At 71.4% G+C, this 23,983-nt stretch carries 23 protein-coding genes; 14 read left to right on the top strand and 9 right to left on the bottom strand.

Annotated features, from left to right (window positions below):
* Nucleotides 1-223: 223 nt before the first annotated feature.
* Together GA0070617_RS30515 and GA0070617_RS11490 are read left to right on the top strand one after the other, a co-directional pair.
* Entirely contained in the window at nucleotides 224-373 is a 150-nt protein-coding gene (locus tag GA0070617_RS30515; protein WP_175440502.1) for a hypothetical protein, read from the top strand.
* Nucleotides 374-449: 76 nt separating this feature from the next.
* Nucleotides 450-1,301, top strand: coding sequence for an EcsC family protein (locus GA0070617_RS11490; protein WP_229688306.1), 852 nt, complete (start codon nucleotides 450-452; stop codon nucleotides 1,299-1,301).
* A 28-nt stretch (nucleotides 1,302-1,329) separates the two neighbouring features.
* Here GA0070617_RS11490 and GA0070617_RS11495 read toward each other — a convergent pair whose 3' ends face one another.
* The gene (locus GA0070617_RS11495; protein WP_091436320.1) at nucleotides 1,330-2,181 is read right to left on the bottom strand and encodes a GDSL-type esterase/lipase family protein; all 852 of its coding nucleotides are present in this window, start codon (nucleotides 2,179-2,181) and stop codon (nucleotides 1,330-1,332) included.
* Nucleotides 2,182-2,304: 123 nt separating this feature from the next.
* Nucleotides 2,305-2,904: an antibiotic biosynthesis monooxygenase gene (locus GA0070617_RS11500; protein WP_091436322.1), complete on the bottom strand. Its 600-nt coding sequence runs from the start codon at nucleotides 2,902-2,904 to the stop codon at nucleotides 2,305-2,307.
* A 114-nt stretch (nucleotides 2,905-3,018) separates the two neighbouring features.
* Between GA0070617_RS11500 and GA0070617_RS11505 the strand changes: the two genes are divergently transcribed.
* From GA0070617_RS11505 to GA0070617_RS11530, 6 genes are all read left to right on the top strand, one after another.
* Entirely contained in the window at nucleotides 3,019-3,282 is a 264-nt protein-coding gene (locus GA0070617_RS11505; protein WP_091436325.1) for a DUF6343 family protein, read from the top strand.
* A gap of 12 nt (nucleotides 3,283-3,294) precedes the next feature.
* A complete protein-coding gene (locus GA0070617_RS11510; protein WP_091436326.1) occupies nucleotides 3,295-4,707 on the top strand; it encodes an NADP-dependent succinic semialdehyde dehydrogenase in 1,413 nt (470 codons plus the stop codon).
* 141 nt (nucleotides 4,708-4,848) lie between these two features.
* Entirely contained in the window at nucleotides 4,849-5,814 is a 966-nt protein-coding gene (locus GA0070617_RS11515) for a TIGR03885 family FMN-dependent LLM class oxidoreductase (protein ID WP_091436328.1), read from the top strand.
* 25 nt (nucleotides 5,815-5,839) lie between these two features.
* A complete protein-coding gene (locus tag GA0070617_RS11520) occupies nucleotides 5,840-7,411 on the top strand; it encodes a Na+/H+ antiporter (RefSeq protein ID WP_091436330.1) in 1,572 nt (523 codons plus the stop codon).
* Nucleotides 7,408-7,665, top strand: a complete 258-nt coding sequence (locus GA0070617_RS11525) for a UBP-type zinc finger domain-containing protein (protein WP_091436334.1) — start codon at nucleotides 7,408-7,410, stop codon at nucleotides 7,663-7,665. Before GA0070617_RS11520 ends, GA0070617_RS11525 begins: the two co-directional genes overlap by 4 nt.
* A 95-nt stretch (nucleotides 7,666-7,760) precedes the next feature.
* Entirely contained in the window at nucleotides 7,761-9,188 is a 1,428-nt protein-coding gene (locus GA0070617_RS11530) for an Nramp family divalent metal transporter (RefSeq protein ID WP_091436337.1), read from the top strand.
* 83 nt (nucleotides 9,189-9,271) lie between these two features.
* On the opposite strand, the gene GA0070617_RS11535 is transcribed toward GA0070617_RS11530, so the two are convergent.
* Complete coding sequence (locus tag GA0070617_RS11535; protein ID WP_091436340.1) at nucleotides 9,272-11,887, bottom strand: glycoside hydrolase family 9 protein; 2,616 nt, start codon at nucleotides 11,885-11,887, stop codon at nucleotides 9,272-9,274.
* A gap of 224 nt (nucleotides 11,888-12,111) precedes the next feature.
* Here GA0070617_RS11535 and GA0070617_RS11540 point away from each other — a divergent pair, with 224 nt between their 5' ends.
* On the top strand, nucleotides 12,112-12,840 hold the full coding sequence (locus tag GA0070617_RS11540) for a PP2C family protein-serine/threonine phosphatase (RefSeq protein ID WP_091436343.1): 729 nt from the start codon (nucleotides 12,112-12,114) through the stop codon (nucleotides 12,838-12,840).
* 6 nt (nucleotides 12,841-12,846) lie between these two features.
* On the opposite strand, the gene GA0070617_RS11545 is transcribed toward GA0070617_RS11540, so the two are convergent.
* Nucleotides 12,847-13,512, bottom strand: coding sequence for a GOLPH3/VPS74 family protein (locus GA0070617_RS11545; RefSeq protein WP_091436345.1), 666 nt, complete (start codon nucleotides 13,510-13,512; stop codon nucleotides 12,847-12,849).
* 255 nt (nucleotides 13,513-13,767) lie between these two features.
* Here GA0070617_RS11545 and GA0070617_RS11550 point away from each other — a divergent pair, with 255 nt between their 5' ends.
* Together GA0070617_RS11550 and GA0070617_RS11555 are read left to right on the top strand one after the other, a co-directional pair.
* Nucleotides 13,768-15,282 carry an APC family permease gene (locus GA0070617_RS11550; RefSeq protein WP_091436347.1) on the top strand — a complete coding sequence of 505 codons (1,515 nt, stop codon included), beginning with the start codon at nucleotides 13,768-13,770 and terminating at the stop codon, nucleotides 15,280-15,282.
* 75 nt (nucleotides 15,283-15,357) lie between these two features.
* On the top strand, nucleotides 15,358-16,020 hold the full coding sequence (locus tag GA0070617_RS11555) for a GNAT family N-acetyltransferase (RefSeq protein ID WP_091436351.1): 663 nt from the start codon (nucleotides 15,358-15,360) through the stop codon (nucleotides 16,018-16,020).
* 83 nt (nucleotides 16,021-16,103) lie between these two features.
* Here GA0070617_RS11555 and GA0070617_RS11560 read toward each other — a convergent pair whose 3' ends face one another.
* Both GA0070617_RS11560 and GA0070617_RS11565 read right to left on the bottom strand, forming a co-directional pair.
* Nucleotides 16,104-16,931: a SigB/SigF/SigG family RNA polymerase sigma factor gene (locus GA0070617_RS11560; RefSeq protein ID WP_091436355.1), complete on the bottom strand. Its 828-nt coding sequence runs from the start codon at nucleotides 16,929-16,931 to the stop codon at nucleotides 16,104-16,106.
* Nucleotides 16,932-17,109: 178 nt separating this feature from the next.
* Nucleotides 17,110-18,699 carry a phospholipase D family protein gene (locus GA0070617_RS11565; RefSeq protein ID WP_091436358.1) on the bottom strand — a complete coding sequence of 530 codons (1,590 nt, stop codon included), beginning with the start codon at nucleotides 18,697-18,699 and terminating at the stop codon, nucleotides 17,110-17,112.
* A 140-nt stretch (nucleotides 18,700-18,839) separates the two neighbouring features.
* Between GA0070617_RS11565 and GA0070617_RS32015 the strand changes: the two genes are divergently transcribed.
* Nucleotides 18,840-18,974, top strand: coding sequence for a hypothetical protein (locus GA0070617_RS32015; protein WP_280519286.1), 135 nt, complete (start codon nucleotides 18,840-18,842; stop codon nucleotides 18,972-18,974).
* A gap of 56 nt (nucleotides 18,975-19,030) precedes the next feature.
* Here the strand turns inward: GA0070617_RS32015 and GA0070617_RS11570 are convergent, their stop codons facing one another.
* The 3 genes from GA0070617_RS11570 to GA0070617_RS11580 form a co-directional block, all read right to left on the bottom strand.
* A complete protein-coding gene (locus tag GA0070617_RS11570) occupies nucleotides 19,031-20,017 on the bottom strand; it encodes a pirin family protein (protein WP_091446250.1) in 987 nt (328 codons plus the stop codon).
* A gap of 5 nt (nucleotides 20,018-20,022) precedes the next feature.
* The gene (locus tag GA0070617_RS11575) at nucleotides 20,023-20,505 is read right to left on the bottom strand and encodes a MarR family winged helix-turn-helix transcriptional regulator (protein ID WP_091436360.1); all 483 of its coding nucleotides are present in this window, start codon (nucleotides 20,503-20,505) and stop codon (nucleotides 20,023-20,025) included.
* Nucleotides 20,506-20,657: 152 nt separating this feature from the next.
* The gene (locus GA0070617_RS11580; protein WP_091436363.1) at nucleotides 20,658-21,224 is read right to left on the bottom strand and encodes a general stress protein; all 567 of its coding nucleotides are present in this window, start codon (nucleotides 21,222-21,224) and stop codon (nucleotides 20,658-20,660) included.
* A gap of 122 nt (nucleotides 21,225-21,346) precedes the next feature.
* On the opposite strand from GA0070617_RS11580, the gene GA0070617_RS11585 reads away from it, so the two are divergent.
* On the top strand, nucleotides 21,347-23,203 hold the full coding sequence (locus GA0070617_RS11585; RefSeq protein WP_091436365.1) for a glycoside hydrolase family 15 protein: 1,857 nt from the start codon (nucleotides 21,347-21,349) through the stop codon (nucleotides 23,201-23,203).
* Nucleotides 23,200-23,979 carry a glucose 1-dehydrogenase gene (locus GA0070617_RS11590; protein ID WP_091436367.1) on the top strand — a complete coding sequence of 260 codons (780 nt, stop codon included), beginning with the start codon at nucleotides 23,200-23,202 and terminating at the stop codon, nucleotides 23,977-23,979. The genes GA0070617_RS11585 and GA0070617_RS11590 overlap by 4 nt, the downstream gene beginning before the upstream one ends.
* The last annotated feature ends 4 nt before the right edge of the window (nucleotides 23,980-23,983 follow it).

A 23,983-nucleotide genomic window follows, 5' to 3' on the forward strand; every position in this document is an offset into this window, starting at 1 on the left:
TGCGTACGGCGACCGCGCGGGCGGCCACCCGAACGGGGGAACGTACCCACCATCCTCGTGCATTCCTGAGCCGGCCGTGTCGCCGGCCGGCACCTGGAGATATGGAGCCTATCGTCCGACTTCTGCCGGGCGGACCCGCTCCGTGCCGGCGACACAGTGGACGGTTGGTGGTTGCCCCCACGGGGTACACATGACTGCGGGGTCGTCGACAGGAGGATATGAGATGTCAGCACTGATGCAGCGGATCAGCCGGTTCCTGAGTTCGCCGAAGGGTCAGCAGATGGTCGACCGGGGTCGCCGTGAGCTGGCCAAGCCCGGCAACCAGGACAAGCTGCGGCAGCTGGCCAGCCGGTTGTCCGGTCGGCGCCGCTGAGCCACTTGCGCCGCGGAGCCCGTCCGCGGCCGTCCGACCAGGTCCGTAAGCGTCCATCCGACCAGGGGAGCCATCCTTGACCGACTCGGTGCCTGTCGACGGAGAGTCCACCCTGCCGACGCCGTCGTCGGCCACCGGAGGCCCGGGGCCGTCCGGCCCCGTCCCGCCGGCCCCACGGTCACCGCAGGACCCACCGCCACCGGCGGCCCCGGCGGGCTCGCGCCCACCGGCGCAACCGGCCGGGGCCGCCGAGGACGCCCCGGAGGGGCCACCGGCCCGGCTCTGGGACCGGATGCGGGAGGATCCCCAGTACGCCCCGGAGCACCTGGCCCTGGAGGCGGTCCGCCGGCTCGGTCCCGAGGCCCGGCAGTGGGCCCGGAAGGTACGCGCCGAGCGGCCGGGGGCGACCCCGGAGGCCCTAGCCGAACTGGCGGTGAAGCGGTTCGTCAACCGGGCCCGGCTCTCCGGTGCCGTCTCCGGTGCCGCCGGCCTGCCCGGCGCGGTGATCGACGTCGGCGTGCTGGCCTGGACGCAGGCCCGCATGGTGCTGCACATCGCGGCGGCCTACGGGGTCGACCCGGAGCACACCGACCGCGCCACCGACCTGCTGGTCCTGCAGAAGGTGCACAAGGCCGCCGCGAGCGCCCGGTTGGCCCTCGGGGTGGCCGCCGGCCGGGAACGCGCCGGTGCGCTGTTCGGCACCGGGTCGCAGACCCCGCTGGGGCGGGTGATGCTGCGGTTGGGGGTCAAGCTGGCGCAGATGGCCGGGGTACGTGCCGCGAAGCGGGTCTTCGCCAAGATGGTGCCCGGCGCGGCGATCGTCCTCGGCACCTGGGCGAACTCGTCGGCCACCAAGAGCCTCGCCGATCGGTCCCGGGCGCTCTACCGGGACGCCGCGGCCGGCGACCCGCAGGCCCGCCCGGACTGATCCGCCCGGACTGATCCGCCCGGCGCGGTCAGTCGGCGAGCCGGGCGGCCCGCCAGGTCACCTCGGCCAGCCGGTTCTGCCCGGCCACGCTGGGGTGGAACCAGTCCAGCCGGTTGACCATGTCTGGAGTGAATCGGACCCGGTGCGCGGCACCGCCGTCGTACCGGCAGCGGGAACCGTACGCCCGGCAGGCGGCGGAGAGTTGGTCGTTGTACGCGTCGATCCGCTTGCCGAACCTCGCCCGGCGGTTCTTGGCGGCCTGCTCCGTCGAGGTCGGGTCGGCCAGCAGGGCGGGACAGATGCCGGTGCGCCAGGCCCGTACCGCGCGACTGTCGGTGTGCCCGATCTCCCAGAGCCGGTTCAGGTCCGGGATGCTGACCACCAGCACCCGGGCCTTGGGCCGCCCCTTGCGCAGCGTCCGCAGGCCCTGGTCCACCTGCTCGCGGAAGGTCGCCACCGGGGTCATCTGGTCGATGTCCTGTCGGCAGGCGTCGTTGGCGCCGATCAGTACCGTGACGTAGTCGGCCTTGGCGCGTACGGCCGCGTCGGCCTGCTTGGCCAGGGCGGCGGCCCGCGCGCCCGACTCGGCGTGGTTGGTCGCCCGGCCGCGGATCTTCGGATCCTGGTCGACCAACCGGCGGTAGAGACTGTCGACCCGGACGCCGTCCCCGGTCGACCAGGAGTTGCGTTCGCACGCGGTGAGCACCAGGCAGGAGGCGAAGCCGGTGGTGACCGAGTCGCCGAGGGCGGCGATGGAGCCGGGGCCGCCGCTGCCCGGCGGGTCGTCCGACGGGCGGGGAGCGGCGGTGCCGTCGCCCTCGCAGGCGAGCGCGGCCAGCGCCAACAGGCAGACGACGGCGGTGGCCCAACGTCGAGGCATGGCTTCCCCGGCTGGCATGGCTTCCCCGTCCGGCATCGAGAGCTACGGGCAGGTAACCCTATGTGTCCGACCGGGGTGGCAGGGTGGTCGATGTCGGGTATCCGGCACTTTCTGGCGGAAAGGTCAGCGGTCTGCTACCCGCCAGGGGGCGGGCTGGCCGTGCAACCACCAGTGCAGCCAACGGGTGATCCGGGGCAGCACCAGGTAGGTCATCAGCGGCGTCAGGCAGAGGGTGATCAGCAGGGTCCGGGCGGCCAGCGCGGCGTCCGGAAGCAACCAACCGACCAGCAGGTTGGCGGCCAGACTCAGCGGAAAGAACGCCAGCCAGATCGTCACCGCCTGTTTCCACCGGGGCGGGGACGGGATCGGCCCGGCGGCCAGGCCCGGCTCGTGCACGACCTGCTCCAGCGGCGGGTCGAACCAACCCTCGATCCCGGTCCGCCGCTCGACCCGGGTGTGCTCGACCATGCCCTGCGCGGAGGTCAGCCACCAGTTCCGCTGCGGCGATTCCTCCCAGTGCCGCAGCGTGTCGGCGTCGGCGAAGCGGTAGAGCATGTGCCACTGGGCCGAACCGGGCGCGTTGCGGACCCACCCCGCGCCGAGGAAACCGGGGAAGGCCTCCGCCAGCGCCGTGCCGGCCCGCATCCACGCCACCATCTCACTGGTACGACGAGGATCGGCGCGTCGGGTGATGGCGACGGTCACCGGTACCAGGTGGGTCATGGCATCATCTTCGTCGCCACCTGCCCGGACCACCACGGCGACGCGGTGTGATCCTTGCCCGCCGTGCGTCGCCGGGCGTTGGTTAACGGCGACGATCCGGGGTAGCTCGACAGGATGACGCGATCACAGCCCCGGCGTGCCCGAGGCACCGTCGGTCACGCCAACAGTGCGCTCAACCTCCGGTTCGCCCTGGCCAGCTTCGGTCTGGTCAGCATGACCGTCTTCGCCGTCCTCGCCTTCACCGCCGGGGTGGCGTGGCTCGGCGTGGCCTGCGCGGTCCTCGCCGTGGTGGCCGTGCTCGACCTGGTCGTCATCCAACGCCGCCGGATCGCCCGCCGCCGCGAGGAACCCGGCACACGCCACTCACTCTTCGAGTGACAGGAGTACGAGATGTCCATCGCCACCGTCAACCCCGCCACCGGTGAGGTGCTCAAGACGTACGACCCGATGTCGGACGAGCAGGTCGACGCGGCCATCGACCGGGCCGACCTGGCCTTCCGGCAGCTGCGCGGCACCTCGATCGCCCAGCGGGGCGACTGGTTGCGCGCCGCCGCCGACCGGCTGGAGGCCGACCGCGACGAGATCGCCCGACTGATGACCACCGAGATGGGCAAGACGTACGCCGCGGCGAAGGCCGAGGTGACCAAGTGCGCCGCGGCCTGCCGGTTCTACGCGGCCAACGCCGCCCGGATGCTCGCCGACGAGCCCGCCGACGCCCGCGCCGTGGGCGCCACCCGGGCCTTCGTCCGGTACCAGCCGATCGGGCCGGTGCTGGCGGTGATGCCGTGGAACTTCCCCCTCTGGCAGGTCATGCGGTTCGCCGCACCGGCCCTGATGGCCGGCAACACCGGCCTGCTCAAGCACGCCTCGAACGTGCCGCAGACCGCCCTGCTGATGGAGGACCTGTTCCGGCGGGCCGGGTTCCCCGAGGGGGCGTTCGGCACCCTGCTGGTCGGCTCGGACGCCGTGGACCGGATCCTGAGCGACCCCCGCGTACGGGCCGCGACGCTTACCGGCAGCGAGGCCGCCGGGCGGTCCATCGGCGCGATCGCCGGTCGGGAGTTGAAGAAGACCGTGCTGGAACTCGGCGGCAGCGACCCCTTCGTGGTGATGCCCTCGGCCGACGTACGGCGGGCCGCCGAGGTCGCCACCACGGCCCGCTGCCAGAACAACGGGCAGTCCTGCATCGCCGCCAAGCGGTTCATCGTGCACACCGACGTCTTCGACGACTTCGCCCGGGCGTTCGCCGAGCGGATGTCCGCGCTGCGCCTCGGCGATCCGATGGACGAGCGCACCGACGTCGGTCCGCTGGCCAGCGAGCGGGGCCGCGACGAGATCCACGCCCAGGTACGCGACGCGGTCGAGCACGGGGCCACCGTGCTCTGCGGTGGCGAGGTCCCCTCCGGCGCCGGGTGGTTCTACCCGCCGACGGTGGTGACCGACCTGACCCCACAGATGCGGATGTGGGCCGAGGAGGTGTTCGGCCCGGTCGCCGGCCTCTACCGGGTGTCGTCGTACGACGAGGCGATCGAGGTGGCCAACGGCACCAGCTTCGGCCTGGGCTCGAACGCCTGGACCACCGACCCGTCCGAGCAGGAGCGCTTCGCCACCGACCTGGACGCCGGCAACGTCTTCGTCAACGGGATGACCACGTCCTTCCCGGAGCTGCCGTTCGGCGGGGTGAAGAACTCCGGGTACGGCCGCGAGCTGTCCGCCCTGGGCATGCGGGAGTTCTGCAACACCAAGACCGTCTGGGTGGGCGACGGCTCGGCGGTGGCCGGCGCCGGCTCGCACGCCGAGTAACCCACCCCGCACCCGCCGCGCACCGGTGCCGCCCGCCGCGCCGCACCTGTAAGGAAGGGCCCCTTCCTATACAGAAAGCGTTAACAGGGGGCCCTTCCTTACAGGTATGGGTGGGGGGTGGGGTGGGTAGGAGTGGCGGCCATGACGGTGTTCGGCTTTCACGCGTCCCACGAGCAGATCCACCCGCGCGCCCTGCTGGAGGCGGTGATCCACGCCGAGCGGGCCGGTTTCGACGCCGCCATGTCGTCGGACCACTTCGCACCCTGGAGCGAACGCCAGGGCCAGTCCGGGTTCGCCTGGTCCTGGCTGGGCTCCGCCCTGCAGGCCACCAACCTGTCCTTCGGCGTGGTCAACGCGCCGGGGCAGCGCTACCACCCGGCGATCATCGCCCAGGCGATCGGCACCCTCGGCGCGATGTACCCGGGCCGGTTCTGGGCCGCCCTGGGCAGCGGCGAGAACGCCAACGAGCACATCACCGGCGAGGTGTGGCCCCGCAAGGAGCTGCGCAACGCCCGGCTGCGCGAGTGCGTCGAGGTGATCCGGGCGCTGCTGGCCGGCGAGGAGGTCAGCCACGACGGGCTGGTCCGGGTCGACCGGGCGAAGCTGTGGACCCGGCCGGAGCAGCCGCCGGCGCTGATCGGCGCGGCCACCAGCGTGGCCACCGCCCGCTGGTGTGCCGAGTGGGCCGACGGGCTGATCACCGTCAACGCCCCGGTGGCGCACCTGCGGCAGATGATCGACGCGTACCGGGACGCCGGTGGGCGGGGCCCGCTGCACCTGCAGGTGCACCTGAGCTGGTCACCGGACGAGCGGGAGGCCTTCGAGCTGGCGTACGACCAGTGGCGCAGCAACGTCTTCGCCCCGCCGGTCTGCTGGGACCTGGCCACCCCGGAGCACTTCGACGTGGTGTCGCAGGAGATCTCCCGGGAGAAGCTCGCCGAGGTGGTCCACATCTCCGCCGACCTGGGCCGGCACGTGGGCTGGTTGGAGGAGTACGTGGCGTTGGGCTTCGACCAGATCGCGCTGCACCACGTCGGGCAGGAGCAGCGGGCCTTCATCGACACCTTCGGGGCGGAGGTGCTGCCGAAACTGCGCACCGCGGGGTGAGGGTCGCCGCCTAGGCTCATACCTCATGGAGGCCCTCTTCGAGGTCGTGGTCCTGCTGGCGGTGGCCGCCCTCGGCGCGGCCCTGGCCCGCCGGTTCGGTCTGCTCGCCCCGATCGTGCTGGTGGTGATCGGCCTCGCGCTGTCCTTCGTGCCGGGCTTCCCGCACCTGCGGATCGAGCCGGACTTCGTCCTGGTCGGGGTGCTGCCACCGCTGCTCTACGTGGCGGCGCTGGAGACCTCGGTACCGGCGTTCCGGCTCAACCTGCGGCCGATCCTGCTGCTCGCGGTCGGGTTGGTGATCTTCACGGCGTTCGCGGTCGGTCTGGTGGTGCACCTGCTGTTGCCGGCGGTGCCGTTCGCGATCTGCCTGGCCCTCGGCGCGGTGGTCGCCCCGCCGGACGCGGTCGCGGCCAGCGCGGTGGCCCGGCGGATCGGGCTGCCGCGGCGGGTGGTGACCATCCTGGAGGGGGAGAGTCTGGTCAACGACGCCACCGCGCTGGTGCTGCTGCGGGTGGCCTCGATGGCGGCGATCGGCTCGGCGGTGAGCGTCGGCGAGGTGGCGCTCGAGGTGGTCCGGGCGGCCGGTGGCGGCGTCCTGGTCGGGGTGGTCGGCGTGGTCCTCTTCAGCTTCCTGCACGGGCGGATCAGCGATCCGCTGCTGGACAACGCGCTGTCGCTGCTGATCCCGTTCGCGGTCCTGCTGGCCGCCGAGACGATCGGCGCCTCCGGGGTGGTCGCCGTGGTGGTGACCGGCCTGGGCATCGGGCACAAGCTGCCGGTGCTGCTCTCGGCGGCCTCCCGGTTGCAGGTAGGCGCGTTCTGGCGGCTGGTCCGGTTCGTGTTGGAGGGCCTGGTCTTCCTGCTGGTCGGCCTGCAGCTGCGGGACCTCGTCCTCGGCCTCGGTGAGCCGTTGGGCACCCTGGTCGGGACCACCCTGGCGGTGCTGGCCACGGTCTTCCTGGCCCGTTACGTCTGGGTCTTCCCGGCGACCTACCTGGCCCGGCTGGTGCCGAAGGTGCGCCGGCGGGACCCGGCACCGCCGGTGCGGATCCCGATGGTGGTCGGCTGGGCCGGGATGCGGGGGGTGGTCACCCTGGCCGCCGCGCTCGCCCTGCCACTGACCCTGGACGAGGGGGAGTCGTACCCCCGACGGCTGTTCATCTGGTTGGCCTTCGCGGTGATCGTGGTGTCGCTGGTCGCCCAGGGTGCGACCCTGCCGGCGGTGGCCCGGCGACTGCGGCTGCCCCCCGACGACCCGGTGCAGGACGCCCTGGCCGCCGCCGGGGTCCAGCAGCAGGCCAGCCGGGCGGCCCAGGAGCGGCTGGACGAGTTGGCCGGCAGCGCCCCCGACTCGGTGGTGGAGCGGTTGCGCTGGCTGTCGGAGTTCCGGGCCAACCTGGCCTGGGAGCAGTTGGGTGGTGGCGCCCAGGAGACCCCGTCACAGGCGTACGGTCGACTACGACAGGAGATGATCGACGCGGAGCGGGAGGTCTTCCGGACCGCCCGCGACTCCGGTCGGATCCCCGAGGAGGTGCTCGTGCGGGCCTACCGTGACCTGGACCTGGAGGAGTCGTTGTTGCGGCGGGACGACCAGTGAGCTGTCGGCACCTGACCGAGGCGGGCACCGCCGAGCCGGAGACCACCGAGGTCTGCCCGGAGTGCGTGGCCATCGGCAACGACCACTGGGTGCACCTGCGCTCCTGCCTCACCTGCGGGCACGTGGGGTGCTGCGACTCGTCGCCGTACCGGCACGCCCGGGCCCACTTCGAGCAGTCGGGTCACCCGGTGATGCGCTCGGTGCAGCCCGGCGAGGCGTGGCGCTGGTGCTTCGTGGACCAGGAGATCGGCTGACCTCACCGTCGGGCGGCCATTCATACATCGGCAAGGTTTCATGTCCGGTCGGGGGCGGGTAGCCAGGGGCACACCCCACCCGTCGGAGGTCCCCGATGCCGCAGACCGCAGCCGATCGATTTCCCACCCGCCACCTGCCCGGTGTCACCGTCCGGGAGCTGCCACCACCGCCGGGCTCGGCCTGGCCGATCATCGGCCCGGGGGTGATCGCCGCCGGGGTGGGGCTGGCCTCCGGTGAGTTCGTCCTCTACCCGTACATCGCCTCGCAGGTGGGGCTGGTCTTCCTCTGGGCGGCGGCGGTCGGCATCGTCACCCAGTGGTTCCTCAACATGGAGATCGAGCGGTACACCCTGGCCACCGGGGAGACCGCGCTTACCGGCTTCTCCCGGTTCTGGCGGCACTGGGGACTGGTCTTCGCCGTGATGGTCTACTTCGCCAACCTCTGGCCCGGCTGGGCGTCCAGCTCGGCGACGATGGTGACCTACCTGGTCGGCGGGGACGTCACCTGGATCTCGATCGGCATGCTGCTGGTCATCGGCGCTACCCTCACCCTCGCCCCGGTGGTCTACCAGGCGTTGGAACGGGTCGAGTTCGTCAAGGTCGGCCTGGTGGTGCTCTTCATCGGCGTGGCGGTGGTCTTCGCCATCTCCGCCGACACCTGGGGTGAGCTGCCGCGGACGGTCACCGCACCGGACTTCCCGACGGAGCTGGGCTTCGCCCTGATGCTCTCCGCGCTGGTCTTCGCCGGCGCCGGCGGCGGGCAGAACCTGGTGCAGTCCAACTGGATCCGGGACAAGGGCTACGGCATGGGCGCGTACGTGCCCCGACTGGTCAGCCCGGTCACCGGGCGGGAGGAGGCGGCCGGTGGCGCGGCCGGCTTCGTCTTCGAGCCGACCGAGGAGAACCTGCGCCGGTGGCGGCGCTGGTGGCGGCTGGCCAACCGGGAACAGCTGGTCACCTTCGTGCTGATCTCGTTCGTGACCATCACCCTGATGTCGATGCTCGCCTACTCGACCGTCTACGGGGTGCCCGGCCTGGCCAACAGCGTGTCGTTCCTGGAGGTCGAGGGCAACCGCCTCAAGGAACTGGTCGGACCGTGGTTCGGCACCCTGTTCTGGCTGATCGGCGCGCTCTCGCTGTTCGCCGCCGCGCTCGGCATCGTCGACTACACCAGCCGGCTCGCCGCCGACGTGCTCAAGACCTCGTACCTGCGGGGACGCTCGGAGAGCCGGATCTACTTCGCCCTGGTCTGGGGCCTGGTCGTGATCGGCTGCCTGATCCTGCTCGCCGGCCTGAGCCAGCCCCTGCCGCTGCTGGTGATCTCCGCCTGCGTCGGTGGGCTGATGATGTTCGTCTACTCGATCCTGCTGCTGGTGCTCAACCGACGGGTGCTGCCCGAGCAGATCCGTCCGCGCCGCTACCGGGTGGCCGCGCTGATCTGGGCGGTGCTGCTCTTCGGCGTCTTCTCCGTGCTGACCATCTGGCAGCAGGGCGGCGAGCTGCTGCGGTGGCTGGGCCGCTGAGGCCCGGGGCGCACGCGCCGGTGCCGCCGCCCGACGAGTTGCGGGAGGCGGCACCGGCCGTGCTCGGTGGTGCCGGTGGGAGGTCAGGAACAGGCCTTGCCGTTCAGGGTGATCAGACCCGGTGCGGGGTTGGCGCCGCCGCCGGTGGTGGCGTTGAACCCGAACGTCACCGTGCCGCCGGGGGCGATCCGGGCGTTGTACGACTCGTTCTTCGCGCTCAGCGTGGCCCCGCTCTGGCTCGCCCTGGCCAGCCAGGCCTCGCGCAGCTTCTGGTCACCGGTGAAGGCGAACCGGGCGGTCCAGCCGTCGACCGTGCTGGTGCCGGTGTTGCGGATGGTCACCTGGCTGGTGAAGCCGCCACCGCCGGCCCAGGTGCCGTAGTTGACGTACTCGGCGGTGCAGGTGGAGCGGGCCGGCGCCGGGGCGTCGTCCTGGTCGGCGAGGAAGGAGGCGATCCAGGCCAGCGCCGAGTTCCAGTTGATCGCCACCTCGTTCGTGGAGTACGAGGCGATGTCGTCGACGTAGCAGAACATCGGCTCGCAGCCGGGCAGCAGCGCGGCGACGAACGGGTCCTGCAGGGCGGCGTTGGCGCCACCGGCGAGCGAACCGGCGGGCGGGTTCGGCAGGGACGGGTCGGACTGGTTGCCGAACATCCGGCTGTGCTGGTTCTTGGCGTGGTGCTCGCCCCAGCCGGTGACGTAGGAGATGTTGAGCGCGTTGCGGCCGAGGAGGTAGTCCATCGCCTGCACCGCGCCGTCGCGGTACTTCGCGTCACCGGTCAGGTCGAAGGCGGTGGCCAGCACCACCGCGTTGTTGATGATGTTGCCGTTGGCGCCCCAGAAGTAGCTGTTCGCATCGCCCGGCATCGGCAGCCCGTACGCCTGGTCGGCGATCTCGGCCAGGTACTCGTCGGCGGCCCCGGTGACCGAGGCGCGGATCCGGGTGCGCTCGGCGGCCGGCAGGCCACTGGGCACGGTGGCCAGGTCGAGCCGGCCGAGGGCCGCGACGCCCTGCCAGCTGAAGCCGCGCGCGTCGAAGACGTCTGCGGTGTGGTGCGGCGAGGCGGTCAGGTCGGTCAGGTACTTCTGCTCGCCGGTGGTGAGGTACAGCTCGGCCGCCGCCCAGTAGAACTCGTCGGTGACGACGCTGTCGTCGTACGCGCCGCCGCCGGTGGAGTCGGCGGGGCTGGCGTACCGGGCGGGGTTGGCCTTGGCCGCCGCGTAGGCGGTCCTGGCCGCGGTGCCGCAGCGGGTGGCGAACGCCGCGTCGTAGGGGGCGAAGAGCCGGGCGCACTGAGCGGCGGTGGCGGCCATGTTCAGCGTGGCCGCGGTCGACGGCGGGTGCAGCTCCCGGGGCTCCGGATCGTCGGCCGGGTCCAGCGGCAGGCCGGTCCAGTTCCGGTCGTGGATCTTGTGGTGCACCATCCCGGCCAGCGGCTTGCCGGTGGGCACCTGCATGCGCAGCAGGAACTCCAGCTCCCAGCGGGCCTCGTCGAGGATGTCCGGCGTGCCGTTGCCCCGCTCGGGCACCCGCAGGGTGTTGTCGCCGAGCGCCGCCCCGCCGTCGGCGGTGGCCGCGGTCTTGGTGCGCTCGAAGGTGTTCAGCAGCTGGTACGTGGCCAGGCCGCCGTTGACCACGTACTTGCCGTGGTCGCCGGCGTCGTACCAGCCACCCCGCACGTCCAGCCGGTAGTCGCAGACCCCGGCCTGGCAGGGCACGTCGACGTCACCCTGGTTGGGGGCGACGCCCAGGTGCCCGGCGGGCCGGGCGTACTCCTCGCCGATCAGGTCGCCGTCGATCTCGATGCCGCTGCGCTGGGCGTAGAAGAACTGCAACGAGTCGGAGCGCAGCTGGTCGTAGACGGTGCCGGAGATGTCGAACGGGTGGCTGGTCTCGCCGTCGGCGACCAGTGTCAGCCCGGTCCCGGCGGTGCGGTAGGCGGAGAAGTCGACGCTGTGCACGTTCTGCCCGGAGGCCTCGTCGACCCCGCGCGGAGTGCTCCGGCCGCTGGCCAGCACCGCGCCGGTCGCGGAGGTGAGCCGCCAGGGCAGCGCCTCGGTGGCCGCGGTGACGATGGTGGCGTTCTTCGGGCCGCCCGGCAGGTAGCCGACCTGGTTGACCCGGACCCGGGGGCCGGTGTCCGGCTCGTACGGCTCGGGCGCCTCGCCGCCGCGCAGCGAGACGTTGTCCAGGCAGAAGGTCTGCGCCGCGGCGCTGCCGCCGATCTGGAAGATCAGTTGGGCGGAGGGGTTGCCCTCCGGGACGGTGAAGGTCTGTTCGACCCGCTCGCCGGAGCTGCCGGCGGTGGCGTCCACCGTGGCGTACGAGGTGTACGGCGGCCCACCGAGCTGCAGCACCGCCTTGATGGCGGTGCCCGGGTCGGCGGTGGCGTCGAAGCCGAGGGTGTACTCGGCGCCGGCGATCAGCGGGATGCCCTCCTGGCCGATTCCGGCGTCCCAGGGGTTGGCCAGGCCACCGGGTACCGTGGTGCAGAGTTTCCCGTCGGTCACCTGCAGCGCGCCGGTGCCGAAGGAGAACCAGGGGCTGACCCCTTCGCCGAAGTCGCCGTTGCGGACCTGTTCGGGGGCGTCCGGTGGGACTTCGGCGCCGGCCACGCCGGCGGTGGTGCCGGTGAGGGCCAGTGTGCTCGCGGCGGCCAGCAGCGCGAGCCGGCCGCTGCGGCGTCTCAATGACGTCACGTGGGTTCCTTCCGGGGGTGGCAAGGTGGGGGAGATCGCCTGGGAGCGCTCCCAGGCGATGGATCGATATTTCCAGCAGGTGACGGGCGTGTCAATTGACGCAGCTTGATTTCTTCCCCGACCTGCCCGAACCGGTCCGTCGGTCAGTGAGATTCGCCGCGCCACGCCGGGTCGTCGTGATCTCCTAGAGACAACTACGCCCTTCGCCTGGCAGGCTTCCTCCCATGACCCTGAAGCTGCGTTCCGTGGGGGCGAGCGACCGTGGGCTGATCCGCAGCGGAAACCAGGACGCCCACCACGCCGGATCCTGGCTCGTCGCCGTCGCCGACGGCATGGGCGGGATGGCCGCCGGTGATCTCGCCAGCACCATCGCCATCGAGGCGGTCGGGCCGTTGGACCTGGAGACACCCGAGGACGCGCTGGTGGCCGCCCTGCAGAGCGGCATCGACCTGGCGACCCGGCGAATCCGGCAGGCGGTCGACGAGGACTCCGACCGGCGGGGCATGGGCACCACCCTGACCGCCCTGCTCTTCGCCCGTACCGGCAGCTGCCTCGCGCTGGCGCACATCGGCGACTCGCGGGCGTACCTGTTCCGGGAGGGGGTGCTCAAGCAGATCACCCGCGACGACACCTTCGTGCAGATGCTCGTCGAGCAGGGTGTGATCACCGCCGACCAGGCCAGCAGTCACCCCCGTCGGGCCGTGGTGACCCAGGCGTTGCAGGGCGACGAGGTCTCGCCCACCTACGCGACCATGGTGCCCTGGGCCGGTGACCGCTGGCTGCTGTGCAGCGACGGTCTGTCCAACGTGGTGCGCCCGGACACCCTGGCCGAGGTGCTGGCCGGGCATCCCGACCGCACCGAGTGCGCCGGGACGCTTATCGACCTGGCCCTGCGGGCCGGTGGGCCAGACAACGTCACCGTCGTCGTGGCCGACGTGGTCGACGAGGCGTGAGCCGGGTCAGCGGCGTACCTGCACGGCGGTGCTGGCCACCGCGGAGTCGACCGCGCTGAGCAGTGACTGCAGCACCATCGGCAGGTGCTGCCGACCCGCGTCGATCCGGTCGGACACCGACCGGTCCACCAGCGTCAGCACCTTGACCAGGTTGCCGGCCCGGGTCAACGCGGCCAGCGTCGCGGTGGTGGTGTCCAACGGGCGGTGGTCCTGCTGGAGGCTGGCCGCCAGTCGTACCCGGGGGGCGGCCACCTGGTTGGGGTTGACCCCGGGCCAGCGTACGGACATCCGCAGGCTCAGACCCCGGCTCTCCTCCCGGCGTACCCACCCGCCACTGACCAACCGGGTGCCCACCCGTTCCCGAATCTGCATCTCGTCGCGGATGAATGCCAACCAGAGTCGGGTCGAGTGTCCGCTGCCCCGCCGGAGAATCTCGCCGAGCACGAGGTCGGTCAGCGGTTCCTGACGGGGTTGGTTGTCCAGGGCGACCACCGCGGCGTTCTCGATGGACAGTCGCCCGTCGAGAATGAGTTCGGCGAGGGCCGCGCCGGCCAGCGCGGTGTCGAGAACTTTCGCCGCCGCCAGGGGCTTGCCGGTGAAGTCGTCGTGCCCGATAAGGAAGAGTTCATCGGCCAGGCGCATTACGGACGGGCCGTAATTGGCATTGGTCATCCTCAGCCTTCCGAGGGAATGGGCATACGGGTGCAGCAGCCGACATCGGATGGTACGGCAAGATCACTGAAGGTTCAACCATGTTGATCCAAAGTGACGAAACGAGTAGGGAATGACCGAGTTGTCCTAGCTTCCGGATGGTCCGGACGGAATGAACCACAGTGGACGAACATCTTGTGAGGGGCTGGAAACAGCCCTACTCTTCGATGGTTCCAGTCCGTGGATCATCCCTGCCCCCATCTTTGGAGCCAATCCATGTCTGCCGACGAGTTCCCCTTGGACAGCGGCCTGCGTCGCGGCCGGTTGGGAACAGCACACCTCGTCTTCTTCACCGTCGCGGCATCCGCGCCACTGACCGTTCTCGGTGGTGGGGTCACCACCATGTACGCCGTCAGTGGAAACGTCGGTGCGGCCCTTTCCTACCTTCTGCTCGCCGTCGTCCTGGGGCTTTTCGCGGTCGGTTACGCGGCGATGAGCAAGTACGTCGCCAACGCCGGCGCCTTCTACGCGTACATCGCCAACGGAATCGGGCGCTCCGCCGGAGTGGCCGGCTCGTTCATCGCCCTGGCCGCCTACAACGCCATTCAGATCGGGCTCTACGGACTCTTCGGGGCGATCTTCGGCGACTTCATGGCGACGAAGTTCTCCGTCGAGTTGGACTGGTGGGTCTGGGCCCTCGTCTCCTGGGCGGTGGTCGGCGTGCTGGGCCTGCTGCAGGTCGACCTGAACGCCACCGTGCTGGCGATCCTGCTGGTGCTGGAGTGCGTCGCGGTCGTCATCTTCGACGTGGTCGCCCTGGGCAACCCGGCCGGCGGCAGCATCACCCTGGACGGGCTGGCACCCGGCAACCTCTTCGCCGCGGGACTCGGCGCCGTGCTGGCACTGGGCATCGCCTCGTTCACCGGCTTCGAGTCCGGCGCGATCTACAGCGAGGAGGTGAAGGACCCGCGGACCACGGTGGCCCGGGCCACCTACATCACCGTCGCCTTCACCGGCCTCTTCTACGCCTTCTCGGCCTGGGCGCTTACCGTCTCCACCGGGCCGCAGAACGCCCAGGCCGCCTCCGCCGAGGCGGGACCGGGAGTGATCTTCGGTGCGCTGGCCGAGCACGCCGGCACGACGGTCGCCGACATCGCCAACGTCCTGTTCATCACCTCGGTACTGGCCGCGCTGCTGTCGTTCCACAACGGCGTGGCGCGGTACCTGTTCGCGTTGGGCCGGGAGCGGGTGCTGCCGGCCTTCCTGGGGCGCGCCGGCCGGCGTACCGGCGCGCCGGTCAGCGGTTCGCTCACCCAGAGCGTGCTGGCCGTGGTGGTGGTGTTGGCCTTCGCCTGGGCCGGACGGGACCCGATCATCGACCTGTTCACCTGGTTCAGTGGGGTGTCCGCGGTCGGCGTGGTGCTGCTGATGACGCTGACCTCCGCCGCGGTGGTCGGCTACTTCCGTAGTCGGCGTTCCGGCCCGGAGACCGCCTGGCAGCGGGTCGTCGCACCGGTGGCGGCCACCGTTTCGCTGCTGCTGATCCTGGTCGTCCTGGTGGTGAACTTCGACGCGTTGCTCACCCCGGACACGCCGCCCGCGCTGCGCTGGCTGCTGCCGGCAATCGTGCTGCTGGCCGCCGCCGTCGGGCTGGCCTGGGGGGCCGTGCTGCGGGCCAACCACCCCGAGGTGTACGCCGGAATCGGTCGTGGCGCGATCGAGGAGGGGCTGCCCGAGCCCAGCCTGCACCCGACCCCCGCGCCGGCGCACCCGTACCCCGCCCGGCGGTGAGCCCGTGCGGGCCGGCCCGACAGCCGGCCCGCACGGCCCCGCGTCCGTCCCCCTGGTGTTTGGAGCAAGACGACGATGTCCCGTTCAGTTGCTGCCGTCCGGCCGGCCACCTCGGTCGCCGACGTCGAACAGGCCACCCGGATCTTGGCGGAGGCCTTCCTGCCGGACCCGGTCAGCCGGTGGATCTTCCCCGACGACGCCGCCCGTGCGCGGCTGCATCCGGCCTTCTTCCGGCCCTTCGCCGAACTGGCGCTCGCCGACGGTGAGCTGCACCTGACCGACGACGGCAGCGGGGTCGCCCTCTGGCTGCCGTTCGAGGGTCACCCCACCCCGTCCGGTGGACCAGCCGGCGCTGGTCCGGCGGACGGGGGCGCACCGGGCGACGGTGAGTCCGGCGACGACGAGTTGTCCGCCGTGCTGGCGGCGGCGATCGGCCCGGAGCACGCCAAGCGGTTCGCGGTGCTGGACGCCCTGATGGCCGCCGACCATCCGACCCGGCCGCACAGCTACCTGCCGTTCATCGGGGTGCGCCCGGACCGTCAGGGTGCCGGCGCCGGCGCGGCACTGCTGGAGCACCAGCTCGCCCAGCTCGACGCGACCGGCACCGCCGCCTACCTGGAGGCGAGCACCCTGCGCAGCACGAACCTCTACCACCGGTACGGCTTCCGCCGGACCGCCACCACCCTGGACGTGCCGCAGGGGCCGACCCTCTACCCCATGTGGCGAGACCCGACCTGACGAGACACGACGGTGGGCCGACTGGTCGTGGGACACGACGGTGGGCCGGGTCTCCGTTGACCCGGCCCACCGTCGAACCTGTGTCAGTAGGTGCCGTCGAGCTGCCCACGCAGCTTGGTAAGCGCCCGGGCCAGCAGCCGGGACACGTGCATCTGCGAGACGCCGATCTGGCCGGCGATCTGCGACTGGGTGAGGTTGCCGTAAAAGCGCAGGGTGAGGATCTTCTGCTCGCGCTCGTCGAGGGTGGCCAGCGCCGGGCCGAGGGCGACCCGCAGCTCGGCCAGCTCGAACTCGCCGTCCTCGCCGCCGAGCATGTCGCCCAGCTCGGTCGCCCGGTCACCGTCACCGGTCGGGGTGGAGAGCGACACCGCGTTGTAGGCGCGGGCACCCTCCAGGCCTTCCAGGACCTCTTCCTCGGTGAGCTTGAGGTGGGCGGCGATGTCGGCGACCGTCGGCGAGCGGCCCAGGGTCTGCAGCAGCTGGCTGTTGGCGTCGGAGATCGCCAGGCGCAGCTCCTGCAGGCGGCGGGGGACCCGGATGTCCCAGGTGCGGTCCCGGAAGTGCCGCTTGAGCTCGCCGATGATGGTGGGGATCGCGTAGCCGGCGAAGTCGACACCACGGGTGGGGTCGAACTTGTCGATGGCCTTGATCAGCCCCACGGCGGCGGTCTGGGCCAGGTCGTCGGTCGGCTCGCCACGCCCGCTGTAGCGGTGGGCGAGGTGGTTTGCCAGCGGCAGCCAGGCCTCGATGGCCCGGTCCCGCAGGGACGTCCGGGACGGGTGGCCCGCCGGCAGCGCGGCCATGGCGTTCAGCAGGTCGCTGGCGCTGTCGGTGAGCGACCGGGGGTCCAGCTTCTCCGGCCGGGTCGCGGTGGCTCTCGTGGCCTGCTCGTGAATCGTTGGCGCGGTCATGGTGGTCCTCCCTGCACCTCGTCCGCGGATAAAGACGTGACGCGTTTGGTTTAACTTGAGATGTCCGTTCGGGAGCAACCTTAGCCTGATCGGGCCCGTGAAATCCAGCCGAAAGGCTGATGTACTTAAGTGATTTCAACTCACTAAGCGGTCATATCGGGCGTTTGGCTTCGGATGGTCACCAGGTTCCGGCGAGTCGAGCCCGGAGCGGACGGCCATCCGGGTCGTAGAACAACCGGTAGGCGGGCAGCGCCCAGGCCCGGGTGTGCCAGGGCAGTCGCCGCGGGCGGTGTGGCCGCAGCCGGCCGGGTGGGCGGGGTCCGACCCGCCCGCCGTCGTACCACCGTTGCAGGGCCTCGGCGGCCTCGCTGATCGCCCGCACCGCGCGCTCCGGGGCCAGCAGGTCGGCGTCGTCGGCGCCGTCCGGGTCCCGGTCCAGGTGCTCGCGCCACAACCGCAGCCGCAGGTCACGGGCGAAGGTCCGGGCTCCGTCACCCCGCCCGGCCGGATCGTGAGGACTGCGGGTGTCCCGGGTGTCGTCGAGCACGGCACAGGACAACTCGCTGTCGTGGGTCCAGGATCGGCGGTTGAAGTTGTCACTGCCCACGCTGGCCCAGACGTCGTCGACCACGCAGACCTTCGCGTGCACGTAGACCGGGGTCCCCTCGTGGTTCTCCACGTCGAAGACGTGCACCCGGTCCGGGGCGGCCTTCTCGCACAGCGCCAGCGCCTGCTCGCGCCCCACCATGTTCGGCGGCAACGCCAGCCGGCCGTCCACGTCCGGATGGCGGGGGACCACCGCCACCAGGTGCAGCCTCGGATTGTCCCGCAGGGCGTTGGCGAACAGGTCGGCCACCTCGGTGGACCAGAGGTACTGGTCCTCCAGGTAGATCAGCCTGCGGGCCCGGCGGACGGCCTTGGTGTAGCCCCGGGCCACGGTGCGTTCCCCGTCGGGGGCGAAGGAGTACCGGGGGCGCACCGCCGGATAGGTGCGCAGCACCTGGACCTGGTGCGGGCCGCAGGGCGGCGGGTCGGCCGGCTGGTCGGGCAGCGGGTCGGGGCGCAGGTCCGCCCCGCGCAGCCGGTCCCGTAGATAGGCCATCGGGTTCTCCGAGTCCAGCGGCATCGGGTCGGTCCACCGCTCCCGGAAAGCGGTGTCCAGCGCGCCGACCGCCGGCCCCCGGATCGCCAACTGCACGTCGTGCCACGGGGGACGGTCGCCGTAACGGGGCGACATCCGGATCGCCTGTGGGTCGCCGTGGTGCTCCGCGTCGTCCCGCCTGCTGTGGCAGAGGTCTATCCCACCGGCGAACGCGATGTCCCGTTCCGGGGCGTTCGGATGGCGCAGCACCACCAGTTTCTGGTGGTGCGACCCGCCGCGGCGGACCCGCTGGTCGAGCAGTACCTCCCCACCGGCGGCCGAGACCGTCTCGCTGAGGCTGCGGTTCTCCTGGTGGCTGTAGGACAGGACGTCCAGGTGCGAACGCCAGATCAGGCCCTTGACCACCACCTGACGCTGGGCGGCCCGGGCGAACACCTGGGCCACCGTCGGGCCGTCCGGGCGTAGCCGCTGGTCCGGGTCGCCCCGCCAGTCGGTGAAGAAGAGGTGGTCACCGGCGGTCATCGCGTCGACCGCACGGGCCAGGCGATCGAAGTACGCCGCGCCGTGAATCAGCGGCTCGGCCAGGTTTCCGCTGCTCCAGACGGGTAACCCAGAGGCCGGGTTGGCGCGTTCGGCAGCAGTGAGAAACCAGTCCTGCGTCGGCACGTTCCAGCCTCCAGAGGTCGACACCGTCCTCACGGTAGGACCCCCGCCGTGGGCCCGCACGCTGACCGGCGTCTGCGCCTGATCGTGCCCGCCCGTCGGCGGCCACCCGACGCGACAACCGAGGAGGCCCCACCATGCCCATGGAAACCACTCCCAACCCGACGACGGCGGTGACCGAGGAGCCCGAGCAGGCGGTGGAGAGCGAGGGCGGCGCCCTGGTGGCGGTGCTGCTGATGGTGATCCTCGGGGTGGCCGGGATCTTCGCCGTCTCCTGACCCCAGCCGGCGGGCGCCCCGGGGATCCGGGCCGCCCGCCCACGCAGATCGGCAGGTCAGGGGCGGGAACCCTGGCCGCCGGTATGCGGCAACCGCTCGGCGGGCACCACGCCGAGCTTTCCGGCCTGGAAGTCCTCGACGGCCTGGATCAGCTCCGCACGGGTGTTCATCACGAATGGCCCGTAGTGTGCCACCGGCTCCCGGATCGGCTGACCGCCCATGATGTACAGGTCCAGCGCCGGGGTGTTGCCGTCCTGCCGGTCGTCCGCGGTGACCCGTAGTGCGTCGCCTGGGCCGTGTACCGCCAACTGTCCGGTGTGCACCGGACGACGGTCGGTGCCGACGGTGCCCCGACCGCCCAGCACGTAGACCAGCGCGTTGAAGTCGGCGCGCCAGGGCAGGTCCAGCTGCGCGCCGGGCTGGAGGGTGACGTGGGTGATGGTGATCGGGGTGTGCGTCGAGCCCGGCCCCCGGTGCCCGGCGATCTCCCCGGCGATCACCCGGATCAGCGCGCCCCCGTCCGGCGTGGTGAGCAGTGCGGACTCCCGGCCCCGGATGTCCTGGTACTTCGGTTGGCTCATCTTGGCCACCCGGGGCAGGTTGACCCAGAGCTGGAGGCCGTGGAAGAGGCCCCCGCTGGTGACCAGGTGCTCCGGCGGCGCCTCGATGTGCAGCAGGCCGCTGCCGGCGGTCATCCACTGGGTGTCGCCGTTGGTGATGGTGCCGCCGCCACCGTGGGAGTCCTGGTGGTCGAAGACGCCGTCGATGATGTAGGTGACCGTCTCGAACCCGCGGTGCGGGTGCCAGGAGGTGCCCTTGGGCTCACCAGGGGCGTAGTCCACCTCGCCCATCTGGTCCAGATGGATGAAGGGGTCCAGCTCGTGCATGGGCACGCCGGCGAAGGCCCGGCGGACCGGGAAGCCCTCGCCCTCGTAGCCGCTGGGCGCGGTGATCAGCCGGGTGACCGGCCGGTAGTCGGTGGCCTCGTCGAGGCGGGGCAGCCGGGGCAGGACGAGGACGTCGTCGACGGTGACAGCGGGCATCGTGATCACTCCTGACGTGTGGTGGTCGACGCGTCGCGGGCGGCGCGCAGGCGGTTGCCGAGTCGGGTGAAGACCCGGGTGAGGCAGGCGATCTCGGCGTCGTCGAGGTCGTCCATCAGGTGGTGCCGGACCGAGGCCAGGTGGTGCGGGGCGGCCTCGCGCAGGGTGAGCAGACCGGCGGCGGTGAGCACCGCCTCACTGCCCCGACCGTCCTCGGCGCAGGACTGCCGGGCCACCAGGCCGCGCCGGGACATGGTGGAGATCTGGTACGTCAACCGGCTGGGTGAGAAGACCAGCCGGCTGGCCAGGTCACCCATCCGCAGGCGTTGCCCGGGTGCCTCGGAGAGCAGCACCAGCACGTGGTAGTCGGCGAAGCTCAACCCGCTGTCGGCGCGCAGATCCTCCTCCAACTGGGTGGAGAGTCGCTGGCTCGCCTCGATGTAGGCGCGCCACGCGGCCATCCGCGCACTGTCCAGGCTCTCGATCATGTGGGCTACAGTAGCACTCTTTCAAATTTTGACAACCCCGCTGCAGTGAGCGTGAGCTGGGCCACGGGAAGATGACGGGGAAGCTTTCTTGCACTTTGAAAGGTGCCGGCGAACCCGGGACATCCGAGGTCCGCCGGCCGGTCGGGCGCGGGTCAGCCGGTGGGCTGCTGGTGCAGCCGGCCCAGCAACTGCCGGGCCTGGTCGGCAACCTGCGCGTCGACAGTGACCGCGTACTGACCGGCACGCAGTGAACTGGCCGAGGTGAAGTCGCGCTGCCCACCGGACATCGCGTGCGCCACCGCGCCGAACACCGCGCCCCAGATCGCCCCGATCACCAGCCCGACCAGGATCACCGCCAGCCAGTTGCCGATCGTGAAGATCCCGAAGAGCAGGCCGATGAAGAGACCGAACCAGGCGCCGGTACCGGCGCCGATCAACGCTGCCCGGCCGGTGTTCAGCCGCCCGAGCACCGTCTCCACCAGGGTGAGGTTCGTCCCGACGATGGCGGTGTGCTCCACCGGGAACCGGTTGTCCGCCAGGAAGTCCACCACCCGTTGGGCGGACGGATAGTCCGGGTACGAACCGATCGTCACCGCCGGTGCGCCGACGTCGGGTCCGTGCCCGTTCCCACTGGGCGCGCTGGGCCAGCCCGCCGGCCCGGACGGAAGGTTGGTGCCGCCGGGCTGCCAGGCCGTTCTGGTTGTCGGGCCACTGGTCATGAGCAACCTCCTTCGGTCCCGCGTCGCTTTCCCGCCTGGCCCGACGGGGTAACCCGGGGCCGGGGTCGGATGTCGGCCCCCGACCGGGGAATGCTGCCCCGGCGGCCCGGGTAGCCACGCACGTGGACAGCGGACGAATCAGCGAACACGGCTTCCTGGCCGACGGCCGCAGCGCGGCCCTGGTGGACCGGGCCGGGTCGGTGAACTGGTGGTGCCCGGAGCGCTTCGACGCCCCGTCGGTCTTCGGGCGGATCCTGGACGACGACGCCGGACACTGGTCGATCCGGCCGGTCGACGCCTTCAGCGTGGACCGGTCCTACCTCGACGACACGCTCGTGCTGCGTACCGTCTTCACCACCCGGCACGGGGCGGTCGCGGTGACCGACGCGTTGGCGCTCGCGCCGGACGTACGTGGACACGAGATCGGCCTACGCTCGCCGGGAGTGCTCGCCCGGGTCGTCGAGGGGCTCTCCGGTGAGGTGCCGATGCGGCTGCACTACCGGCCCCGCTTCGAGTACGGCCGGGTCACCGCCTACCTGGTCGGCCGGGACGAGGGCGTGGACCGGCACGTCGCCGGTGCGGTGGGCGTCGCCCGGATCGACGCCACCGCGGGGGCGGCCCGCCTGACGCTGCGTGGCGAGGTGCCGATGACCTGCGGCGAGGGGGAGGCCACCGCCGAGTTCACCGTCTCGGCCGGACAGCGGTACCGGTTCAGCCTCGGCTACGCGCCCACCTACGACGGTGGGCCGCCCCCCACGCCGGACGCCGGGCAGGTGGTCGCGAACGCGACGGCCGGCTGGCGGTCGTGGGCCGGGCTGCACGACTACCGGGGGCGCTACCGTGACCAGGTCCGGCGCAGCGCGATGGTGGTGCAGGGAATGACGTACCAGCCCAGCGGCGCGGTGGTGGCCGCCGCCACGACCAGCCTGCCGGAACAGCTCGGCGGGGACCGCAACTACGACTACCGCTTCGTCTGGGTCCGCGACTTCAGCCTCACCCTGCAGGCGCTCTGGCGGGCCGCCTGTCCGGACGAGGCCAACCGGCAGTTCTCCTGGGTCGCCCGGGCGATGGGCCGCATCGGCGACGAACCGGTGCCCATCATGTACGGCGTCCAGGGCGAACGCGACCTCACCGAACACCGGCTGGACCACCTGCGCGGGTACGCCGACAGCCAGCCCGTCCTCGTCGGCAACGACGCGTGGCGGCAGCGGCAGACCGACGTACTCGGTGAGGTGCTCGACGCGGCCTGGTTGATGCGGCACTACCTGGACCCGATGGAGCCCGAGGTACGGCAACTGCTGCGGGCACTGGCCGACCAGGCGACCCGGGCCTGGCGGGAGCCGGACGCCGGCATGTGGGAGGCGCGCGACGCCAACCGGCACTACGTGTCCTCGAAGGTGCAGTGCTGGACGGCGCTGGACCGGGCGGTACGTTTCGGTCCCCGGCTCGGCGACGCCGGTGAGGTCGCGGGCTGGGCGGCGGCGCGCGACGAGGTTCGCGATGCGGTGCTGACCCGGGGGTGGCACGCGCCGCTCGGCGCGTACACCGGGGCCTTCGACTCCGCTGAGCTGGATGCCTCGGTGCTGCTCATGCCGCTGGTGGGTTTCCTGCCCGCCGACGACGACCGGATGCTCTCCACCATCGAGGTGATCGAGCGGCGACTGTCCCACGACGGCTTGCTCCGACGCTTCGACGGCGATCCGGCCGGCTTCGTCATCTGCTCGTTCTGGCTGGTGGGCTGCCTGGCGCTGGCCGGTCAGCGGGACCGGGCCGGCCGGCTCTTCGAGCAGCTGGCCGCCCGCACCAACGACCTTGGCCTCTTCGCCGAACAGATCGACCAGGTCACCTCGGAGCAGCTCGGCAACTTCCCGCAGGCGTTCAGCCACATCGGGCTGATCAACGCCGCGGGCCGACTGACCGAGGCGGACGAACAACCCGTGCCGGTCGGTGCGGGTCGGAGGGAAGGAGCACGCCGATGACCGGACGACTGGACGGACGGACCGCGCTGATCACCGGTTCGGACTCGGGGATCGGGCAGGCGACGGCGATCGAGTTCGGCCGGGAGGGCGCCGACGTGGTGGTGCACTACCTGCACGACCACGACGGTGCCAACCACACCCGGCAGCAGGTGGAGGCCGCCGGCCGGCGGGCCACGGTGATCCAGGGTGACATCAGCGACGAGGCTCAGGTGGAGGCAATGTTCGACGAGGCGTTGGACTCCTTCGGCAGCCTGGACATCCTGATGAACGACGCCGGGGTGGACGCCTCCGGCATCCAGGTGGCCGACCTGGACACCGAGACCTGGGACCGGGCCATCCGGACCAACCTGTACGGCACGTTCTTCTGCTCGCGGCGGTTCGTACGGCACCGCCGGGACCAGGGCGGCCGGGGCAAGATCATCAACATCACCTCGGTGCACCAGGAGGTGGCCCGGGCCGGTGGTGCGGACTACGACTCCAGCAAGGGTGCGATGCTCGAGTTCGCCAAGAGCCTGGCCCTGGAGGTCGCCCCGATGCACCTGAACGTGAACAACATCGGTCCCGGGATGGTGCTGACCCCGTTCAACCAGGAGGCCATCGACAACCCGAAGTACCTGGACGAGCAGGTGCAGAGCATCCCGTGGAAGCGGGCCGCGCAGCCGCAGGAGATCGGTAGGTTGGCGGTCTTCCTGGCCAGCGACGACGCCGACTACGTCACCGGCTCGACGTACTTCATGGACGGCGGGCTGATGCAGAACCAGGGTCAGGGCGCCTGAGGGC

Origin of the sequence: Micromonospora yangpuensis, assembly GCF_900091615.1 — a bacterium.
Taxonomy (GTDB): domain Bacteria; phylum Actinomycetota; class Actinomycetes; order Mycobacteriales; family Micromonosporaceae; genus Micromonospora; species Micromonospora yangpuensis.